We start from the raw sequence: 8,795 nt of genomic DNA on the forward strand, positions 1-8,795 counted from the left end.
CGGAAAAATCCTACTTCAGGACCAGTTTTGAGGGGTCGAGTTTGGACTGCAGCATCTTCTGGGTCGACATCACCTCGATCCACCAGGCCAATTGCTCGGGCTTGAGCACCGGTTCGGACTGGTTCGGCGGCGTCGCCTTGACCAGTTCGATCGGCTGCTTGGTGAATTTTGCAATCGAATTCGACGCCTTTTCGCGGTCATTGTTGACGATGACGGCGGATTCGGCGAGCGCTTCGCGGAATTTCTTGATCGCCGCGGCGTTCTTGTCCGCCCATTCGCGCGACGCCGCATAGAAGATGATCGGATCGGTGCGCGCCAGTTCGACGGCATAGCGGGCGCCGACCGAGCCCAGCCCGGCATTGGTCATGCGGGTCACGAAGGGTTCGGCGGTCAGCACGGCGTCGACGCCGCCCGACTTGATGATGTCGGCCATGGTCGGAAAGGTGACCTCGACGAAATTGACGCCCTTGGGATCGACGCCTTTCTCAACCAGCCATTTCACGAACAGCACGTGCAGGAAAGCGTTGAGGCCGGGCGCGCCGACTTTCTTGCCGACGAAATCCTTTGGTTCCTTGATCGTGATGCCGTTGCGGACGAAGGCGGTGATGTTGCCGTTCGACACCGGATTCATCACGGTAGCGCCCGCGATAGCGACGAGATCGAGGCCGCCATCGACGGCCTGCAGGAACACCGTCGAGGTCGGTCCGCCGATCTGGATCGAGTTCGACAGGATTGCCGCCGGGATGTTCGAGTTGATGCCGATCGGCGTCATCTCAACCTCGAGTCCGTGCTTTTTGAAAATGCCTTCGTCGATCGCCACCATGGCAGAGGCGCAGTCCGAGGTCGCCGTGCAGCCGACCTGGATCTTGGTCTGCGCAATAGCAGTGTCGGTCAGCGCCACGCTGAGCAGGAGGGCGGTAAGGACCTTTTTCACGGCGTTCTCCCCACGACACATTTTTCTGACTTGATTATCGATATTTTCTTTGATCATATATTTTTGAAGAAAACAAGGGGTGCATCCAGTGAAACTCGCGACATTCAAATCCGGCGGACAGGACAAGATCGGAATCGTGCATGGGGGCGATACGCGCATTTTCGATCTCGCGGCTGCCGCTGCCCGCAGCGAAAGCGCCAATCCGGCGTTTACCTCGATGCTGGCATTGATCGACGCCGGAGACGCTGCGCTCGAAGCGGCAGCAGCGGCTTTCGAGAAGCACGGCAAGGACGAGAGCCTTTCGATACCGGTGGCGACAGCGGAAATCCTCGCGCCGGTCCCCGAGCCGCGGCAGATGCGCGACGGCATGTCGTTCCCGCTGCACATCCTGCAGGCCCCGCGCGGGCAGCTCAAGCTTGCTTCGCGCGCCAGGAACGACATGGCGGAGCTGGCGCGGATCGAGGCCGAGCCGCTTGGTGAGTTGCCGGAGGTCTATCGCAAGCAGCCGATCTACTACATCACCAACCGCTTCAGCGTTCGCGGCACCAACACCACGGTGAAATGGCCGCGCTACAGCCAGGTGATGGACTACGAGCTCGAATTCGGCATCGTCACCAGGAACAAGGGCGCCAACATCTCCGCCACCAGGGCCAAAGGTCACATCTTCGGTTATACGATCTTCAACGACTTTTCCGCGCGTGATGCCCAGCGCATCGAAATGGAAGGGCGGCTGGGGCCGGCGAAAGGCAAGAGCTTTGACGGTGGCAACGTGATGGGGCCGTGGATCGTCACGCCGGATGAGATCGGCGATCCCTACAAATTGAAGATGGAAGCACGCGTCAACGGCGAGAGGCGCTCGCAAGGGGTCAGCGAGGGTATGCTGTTCTCGTTCGAGGAGATCATCGCCCATGTCAGCAAGGACGAAACCCTCATGCCCGGCGAGTTCATCGGATCCGGTACCGTTGGCAATGGCTGCGGCCTCGAACTCGGCTGGTATCTCGAGCATGGCGATACGATCGAGCTCGAGGTCGAGAAGATCGGCATCTTGAAGAACCGGGTCGAGCGGCAATAGTTTGTTCCGGTGACGTTACCCAAAAAGAACATCAAGCTTAAGGAAACGCCATGGCGCGCAAACTGATCGACATTTCCGTTCCCCTGCAAAACGACGTGCCGGCCGATCCGCCAGGCAATCACCCGACCATCCAGTACATCGATCACCAGCAGGGCCTGCCGCGCATGCTGCAGTTCTTCGACGGGTTGAAGGCCGAAGATTTGCCTGACGGGCAGGGCTGGGCGGTGGAGCAGGTATCGCTCTCCACCCACAACGGTACGCATCTCGATGCGCCCTGGCACTTCCATCCCACCATGAACCGCGGCGAGCGCGCATGGACCATCGACGAGGTGCCGCTGGAATGGTGTTTTCAGCCGGGCGTGAAGCTCGACTTCCGCCATTTGCCTGACGGCTATGTCGCGACCGCCAAGGACGTCGAAGCCGAGCTGAAGCGCATCGGCCATACGCTGTCGCCGCTGGAGATCGTGGTGGTCAACACCAGCGCCGGCGTCAAATATGGAAAGCCCGATTACGTCACCTCCGGCTGCGGCATGGGTTACGAGGCGACGATGTATCTGTTGGAGCGCGGCGTGCGGCTGACCGGCATCGACGGCTGGAGCTGGGACGCGCCGTTCGTCTACACGGCTAAGAAATATGCCGAGACCAAAGACGCCAGCCTGATCTGGGAAGGCCACAAGGCCGGCCGCCACATCGGCTATTGCCACATCGAAAAGCTGCACAATCTCGAGCAACTGCCCTCGACCGGCTTTATGGTGTCGTGTTTCCCGGTGAAGATCGAGCGCGCTTCCGCGGGCTGGACCCGGGCAGTTGCCGTTCTCGACGGCTGAGGCTTTACGCAACAACAAACAAAAACCGGGAGAGAGAACGAATGACGGATTTGCGCGCGCCGCGCTTGCGGGGGTGCTTCTGCTGTGATCCATCAACTCAGTCACTCTCCACGCCGAGCCGGCGTAGCTTCATGCTCGGCGCCGGCGCGCTGGCGCTGACTGCCGCCATTGGTGGTGACCACGCAACAGCACAAACCGCCGACGCAAAACCGTTCCGGATTGACGTCCATCATCATCTGTCGCCGCCGACCTACGTGGCCGCGTCGAACGATGCGGGGTTCGGCGATCCGCTGATGAAGAACTGGACGATCGAGAAGTCGCTCGCCGACATGGACAAGGCCGGCATCGCCACGTCGATGCTCTCAGTCACCACGCCTGCGGTCAATTTCACCAAGGGCGACGCTGCGCGAAAACTCTGCCGCGAGGCGAATGAATACGCCGCAAAGCTGGTTGCGGATTATCCCGGACGCTTCGGCAATTTCGCGATGTTGCCGTTCACTGACGCTGAAGGCAGTCTGCGCGAACTTACATATGCGCTCGATACGCTCAAGGCCGACGGCATCGCCTTGATGACGAGCTATGGCGACAAGTGGCTCGGCGACCCGCTATTCCGGCCGGTGATGGAAGAGCTCAATCGGCGCAAGACGCTGGTCTACACCCATCCGACGGCGGCCAATTGCTGCGTGAACCTGGTGCCGACGCAGCCGCCCGTCATGATCGAGTTCGGCACCGACACGACGCGCACCATCGCCGACATCGTCTTCTCCGGCAATGCACGGCGGTTTCCCGATATAAGCTGGATTTTCTCGCATGCGGGCGGGACGATGCCGTTCCTGACCGAGCGCTTCGTGCGCCATCCGCTACTGGCGCCGAAGGCCAAGGAGACCGTGCCCGATGGCACGCTCGCGGAGCTCAAGCGCTTCTTCTACGACACCGCCCAGACCTCCAACCGCGGTTCGATGTCGGCGCTTGCGGCGATCATACCGCCGTCGCAGATCGTGTTCGGGACGGATTTCCCGTACCGGACCGGCAGCGATCACGTGAAAGGACTGCGCGAGGCAAGCGTGTTTACGGACGAACAGATTGCGGCGATCGAGCGCGGCAATGCGCTTAAGTTGATTCCGCGGCTTGCAAGTTAGGCCGGGCGCGGCCGGCGCTGACAGGATCGATTACTCAAAAGAAAAAGGCGTGCCGGTTGGCACGCCTGATTCTCCCCATGATCGCGTCTGATCTGACGGCGATCGGGCTATGTCACCACCTGCAGACACGCTGGCCGTAGGCATTCCACCAGCAGCGGCGGCCAACAACGACCGGTGCGCCATAGAAGCCGTAACCTCGGCCATAAAAACCTCGGCCGCCGCGATAGAAGCCACGACCGCCGCGATAGAAGCCACGGCCACCGCCGCGGTAGCCTCGGCCACCACGCGCCTGCGCGGACGTCGTTGTCCCGCCCACCAGGATGGCAGAGGTGCTGGCCACATAGACGAACAACAGGGCCAGCGCTGCCAGGCAGCGGGTCAGAATATTATAGCGTTTAGCCATACGAGGATCTCCCGGTCACTTCCGAACATCTGGACTTCGGCACTATCTCACTTAGACGCGTGAGAAAGCCCTCGGTTCAGATGCGCTAAGACAATATTTTCACTAAGGTTCTTTCGGGCTTTTGGGACTTTATTAAGAAGGGCAGGTAAGGTCAAGTTACGGCCGATCTGTCGCGGCTTCTTGCGCCGTTCATCTATCTGAATACTGGATGAACACTTGGGATTGTGCATCGCAGAACCTAGAATTGGAAAAAATTCCGGCAAGGTCGTCACGCCAACAACTTGATGTCGACATGATCTCCGTTTCTCAGCGCAAGATGATCCTCTCCTGACGAGTACCCATGCCCAAAAAACACACTTACGTCCTTGGCCTGAACACGTATGACCATGATGTCAGCGCCTGCCTGTTGCGCGACGGTGCCATTGCGTATGCGATCGCCAAGGAGCGGATCACGCGCGCCAAGCACGCCTCCGGCTTCTACAAGGAAGTGATCGACTATTGTCTCGAGGCCGAAGGCATCACGCTCGACGACGTCGATCTCGTCGTGCGCAACTGCTACATCATGCCGGTCCCGGAAATGGAGGAGCGGCTGGTCTATTTCGACGCGCCGGGCTTCCTGCCGGACTTCGAACGCGGCGACGCGGCCAAGCATCCGCTCTACTTGAAGCATTCGGACAAGGTGGTCACGATCTCCCACCATCTGGCGCACGCCTACAGCGCCTTCGCGGTGTCGCCGTTCGAAGATGGCGTGGTGATGATCGTCGACGGTGTCGGCAGCTACCAGTCCGACGTCATGGAATCCTATCCGCCTGCCGACGCGGCAACGCCATTGGCACGGGAGTCCGAGAGCTACTACAAGTTCAGCGGCAAGACGCTGGAATGCGTGAAGAAGGTATGGATGGAGCCGGAGCGCGGCTTCCTCAGCGACGAATTCTACAACATGTCCGGGCTCGGCGCGCTCTACAGTCGCGCCTCGACCTATATCTTCGGCGACTGGAATAAATGCGGCGAGTTGATGGGCCTCGCACCTTATGGCCGCCGCGACCAGGTCAAGCATCTGCTCGAAATGAACGGCGACAAGCTGCAGGTGCCGCAGTGGACCGCCGACTTCAAGCAGCCTTACGTGTTCGAACCCGGCAGCAGTTGGGAGAAGAGCCCCGCGATGCGGCACTGGGAGGATCTGGCCTGGCGCACGCAGGACGACACCGAAAACGTGCTGCTGGCCCGCGCCCGCTGGCTGCGTGAAACCACCGGCGCGAAAAATCTCTGCATGGCCGGCGGCGTCGCGCTGAACTGCGTAGCGAATGGCCGGGTGGCCCGCGAGGCCGGATTCGAGAATGTCTGGATCCAGCCCGCGGCCGGCGACGACGGCATCGCGATCGGCTGCGCCTATTACGGCTGGCTCGAGATCCTGAAGCAGCGCCGCGATTTCGTGATGGATCATTCCTATGTCGGCCGGCGCTACAGCGACCAGAACGTCGCCAAGGAACTGCAGAAATTTCTGGTGCGGATCCAGGCCGATGTGGTCAGGAGCGACAATGTCTGCCGCGACACCGCAAAACTGCTGGCCGACCAGAAGGTGATCGGCTGGTTTCAGGATCGCTCGGAATTCGGACCACGCGCGCTCGGCAACCGCAGCCTGCTGGCCGATCCGCGCAAACCCGAGATGAAGGATATCCTCAACAGCCGCGTTAAGCACCGGCAGGCGTTCCGGCCGTTCGCGCCGATCGTGCTGGCCGAACGCATGAAGGAAGTTTTCGAGGGCGACGAGGATTCGCCCTTTATGCTGATCGCCAAGCCGGTGCGCCCGGAGTGGCGCGACCGGATTCCGGCGATCGTGCATGTCGACGGCACCGCGCGCGTCCAGACCGTGCGCGAACAAACCAATCCGATGCTCTATCGCCTGCTGAAGGAATTCGAGGCGCTGACCGGCGTTCCCGTGCTGATCAACACCTCATTCAACATCAAGGGCGAGCCGATCGTGGAAACGCCGCAGGATGCCGTGAACTGCTTCCTGACCACCGGCGTCGATCACCTCGTGATCCACGACACCATCGTTTCGAAGAATAGGATGCACAAGGTGGTGGCGCCGGTACTCAACGTCTATGCCGACGTGCGTACGCTGGTGGCATCGACGGCGCAGCCGGCCTGACGCCGGCTGCCGCGCTTCAGCCGGAAACTGCCGGGGTGGCTTTCGGCGCCGGCGGCTTGAGCGGCTTGTCCTGCCGCTTCGACCAGGAAATGTAGTACGCGACGACGGTCATGATCGCGATGCCGGTCACGCTGACGAGGATCTGCACCAGCAGCGATCCCGAACTCAGCGACAACTGGAAATGCCCGACAAAGGACAGGAACACGCCAACGCAGAACACCGCGAGCGACTGCTGGCCGCAAACAACCAGTGGATCAAAAATCTTCCACTCCAGGCCCGGCCAATCCTTCGGCACGAAACGGATGACCAGGATCACGATCGCCACGAAGTGCAGGAAGCGATAGGGCGCGAGGTTGGTCTTGTCGTTCGGGTTGAAGGTCGAATACAGCCAGTGCGGGAACATGTCGCCGAAAGCCGGGAAGCGGCCGGCCATGGTCATGACCAGCGCCAGGATCATGTAGGCGATGCACAGATACAGCGTGATCGGCGAGTTGATGATGGCCAAATTATTGCGGGCGCCACCGAGCGCGCACCAGGCGCCGAACACGAACAGCACCTGCCAGGCGAACGGGTTGAAATACCAGGTGCCGACCGGGTAGGCGGGCAGGTTCCAGCCGGTCTGCCGCGACACCAGCCACAGCGCGATCGCCGCCAGCATGGTCCAGTTGGGCTGGCGCAGCATGAACCACAGCACCGGCGGGAACAGGCCCATCAGCACGATATAGAGCGGCAGCACGTCGAGATTGACCGGCTTGAACTTCAGGAACAGGCCCTGCCGCAGCGTTTCGGTCGCGTTGTCGATAAGGCCGGCGACGTTGAAGTCGTTGACCAGTTGGGAATCGCCAAAGCGCAAGGCGAGATAGCTGATCGAAGCGATATAGATCACGAACAGGATGATGTGCGCGACATAGAGCTGCCAGACGCGCTTGGTCAGCCGCGTAGCACCGACGATGAAGCCGCGTTCCAGCATCATCCGGGCATAGACGAAGGAGGCGGTATAGCCGGAAATGAAAACGAACAGGTCGGCGGCGTCGCTGAACCCGTAATTACGGGTGGTGATCCAGTTCACGACATTGTCTGGAATGTGGTCCAGATAGATCGCCCAGTTTGCGACCCCGCGAAACAGGTCGAGCCGGAGGTCGCGTCCTTTTTCTGGCAGGGTGGCGTTGATTTTCATGGGTGCCGCTTTGAGCTGCTGCTTTCGGGAAGATCGCGCCGCAAGACCGGGGCCCGGCCGCCCGATGTCCCTAGATTGTCACAGTACGGCATAATGACTATACCGGTACGGAAATGGTACATCCGGGTTTTAGGGAATCACCGATCAAGTTTTCTGATAGGTGTCTCTATACTATCCCGGCTGTTTCCACCAACCGCTACCGTGTCGCATATCGCTCGAGGACTCAACCATCCATGACCGCACGCATTTTCAAGCCCGCCAAAAACGCGATGCAATCGGGCAGGGCGAAGACCCGGGAATGGCAGCTCGACTACGAGCCCGAGCAGCCCCGTGCGATCGAACCCCTGATGGGCTGGACCTCTTCGGTGGACATGAAGCAGCAGCTCACCCTGCACTTCGACACCAAGGAAGACGCGATCGCCTATTGCGAGCGCAAGGGCATTGCCTACCAGGTGATCGAGCCCAAGGATTCGGTGCGCCGGGCGGCCGCCTACGCCGATAATTTCGCCTTCAAGCGCGTCGAACCCTGGACCCACTAGGAGCCTGACGACCGGCGTGCTTCGGCACGACGCCAGGTTTGGTGCCGACGGCTATTGCGCCGGGCCAGATGCCGAGCGCGCGCGGGGTAACGGCAGCGGCGCATCCTTGGCGACGCCGAGCACCGGGAAGGTCCTGATATGGCGGACCTCGGGCATAGCGGAAAATTGCAGAAGCTGCTGGTGCATGCCTTCGACGTTCCGCGCCACGCATTTGAGCAGATAGTCGCCATCGCCCGAAATCCGCCAGCTCTGCTGCACCAGCGGCAGCGCCGCAATCGATCTTTCGAACGCCTGTAACGTCGCCTGGGCCTGGCTCTGCAACTGGATCAATACGTAGGAAATGACCTCGTATCCCAGCAGTTTTTCGTCCAGCGTTGCTCTGATGGCGCTGACATAGCCGCGCTCGCGCAAGGATCGAACCCGTCGCCGGCATGGCGGCTCCGAGAGACCGACCCGCTCGGCCAGCTCGTTGTTGCGGATGCGTCCATCCTTTTGCAACTCGGCCAGTATCTTCAGGTCGATTTCGTCGAGGGCGTGATGTTCCGTCATGGG

The 8,795-nt window shown here is 60.8% G+C and carries 9 protein-coding genes; 5 read left to right on the forward strand and 4 right to left on the reverse strand.

All coding sequences use genetic code 11. From position 1 onward, the window contains the following. Window positions 1–10: 10 nt before the first annotated feature. Window positions 11–934, reverse strand: a complete 924-nt coding sequence (locus tag LMTR21_RS20030; protein ID WP_246175675.1) for an ABC transporter substrate-binding protein — start codon at window positions 932–934, stop codon at window positions 11–13. Between the two features lie 88 nt (window positions 935–1,022). On the opposite strand from LMTR21_RS20030, the gene LMTR21_RS20035 reads away from it, so the two are divergent. The 3 genes from LMTR21_RS20035 (at window position 1,023) to LMTR21_RS20045 (ending at window position 3,972) form a co-directional block, all read left to right on the forward strand. Next, on the forward strand, window positions 1,023–2,006 hold the full coding sequence (locus LMTR21_RS20035) for a fumarylacetoacetate hydrolase family protein (RefSeq protein ID WP_065756251.1): 984 nt from the start codon (window positions 1,023–1,025) through the stop codon (window positions 2,004–2,006). A 50-nt stretch (window positions 2,007–2,056) separates the two neighbouring features. Next, on the forward strand, window positions 2,057–2,833 hold the full coding sequence (locus tag LMTR21_RS20040) for a cyclase family protein (protein ID WP_065756250.1): 777 nt from the start codon (window positions 2,057–2,059) through the stop codon (window positions 2,831–2,833). A gap of 131 nt (window positions 2,834–2,964) precedes the next feature. Further along, window positions 2,965–3,972 (forward strand): amidohydrolase family protein, encoded by a 1,008-nt coding sequence (locus LMTR21_RS20045; protein WP_187399384.1) that lies wholly within the window; start codon window positions 2,965–2,967, stop codon window positions 3,970–3,972. A gap of 112 nt (window positions 3,973–4,084) precedes the next feature. On the opposite strand, the gene LMTR21_RS20050 is transcribed toward LMTR21_RS20045, so the two are convergent. Beyond that, window positions 4,085–4,375 (reverse strand): hypothetical protein, encoded by a 291-nt coding sequence (locus tag LMTR21_RS20050; RefSeq protein ID WP_065756248.1) that lies wholly within the window; start codon window positions 4,373–4,375, stop codon window positions 4,085–4,087. Between the two features lie 340 nt (window positions 4,376–4,715). Here LMTR21_RS20050 and LMTR21_RS20055 point away from each other — a divergent pair, with 340 nt between their 5' ends. Beyond that, the gene (locus LMTR21_RS20055) at window positions 4,716–6,527 is read left to right on the forward strand and encodes a carbamoyltransferase family protein (RefSeq protein ID WP_065756247.1); all 1,812 of its coding nucleotides are present in this window, start codon (window positions 4,716–4,718) and stop codon (window positions 6,525–6,527) included. A 16-nt stretch (window positions 6,528–6,543) separates the two neighbouring features. On the opposite strand, the gene LMTR21_RS20060 is transcribed toward LMTR21_RS20055, so the two are convergent. Continuing rightward, entirely contained in the window at window positions 6,544–7,704 is a 1,161-nt protein-coding gene (locus tag LMTR21_RS20060; protein ID WP_065756246.1) for an OpgC domain-containing protein, read from the reverse strand. Between the two features lie 233 nt (window positions 7,705–7,937). On the opposite strand from LMTR21_RS20060, the gene LMTR21_RS20065 reads away from it, so the two are divergent. Then, on the forward strand, window positions 7,938–8,243 hold the full coding sequence (locus LMTR21_RS20065; RefSeq protein ID WP_057863457.1) for an ETC complex I subunit: 306 nt from the start codon (window positions 7,938–7,940) through the stop codon (window positions 8,241–8,243). Window positions 8,244–8,294: 51 nt separating this feature from the next. On the opposite strand, the gene LMTR21_RS20070 is transcribed toward LMTR21_RS20065, so the two are convergent. Beyond that, window positions 8,295–8,792 (reverse strand): Lrp/AsnC family transcriptional regulator, encoded by a 498-nt coding sequence (locus LMTR21_RS20070; protein WP_065756245.1) that lies wholly within the window; start codon window positions 8,790–8,792, stop codon window positions 8,295–8,297. Between the last annotated feature and the right edge of the window lie 3 nt (window positions 8,793–8,795).

Origin of the sequence: Bradyrhizobium paxllaeri (assembly GCF_001693515.2) — a bacterium.
Lineage (GTDB): Bacteria > Pseudomonadota > Alphaproteobacteria > Rhizobiales > Xanthobacteraceae > Bradyrhizobium > Bradyrhizobium paxllaeri.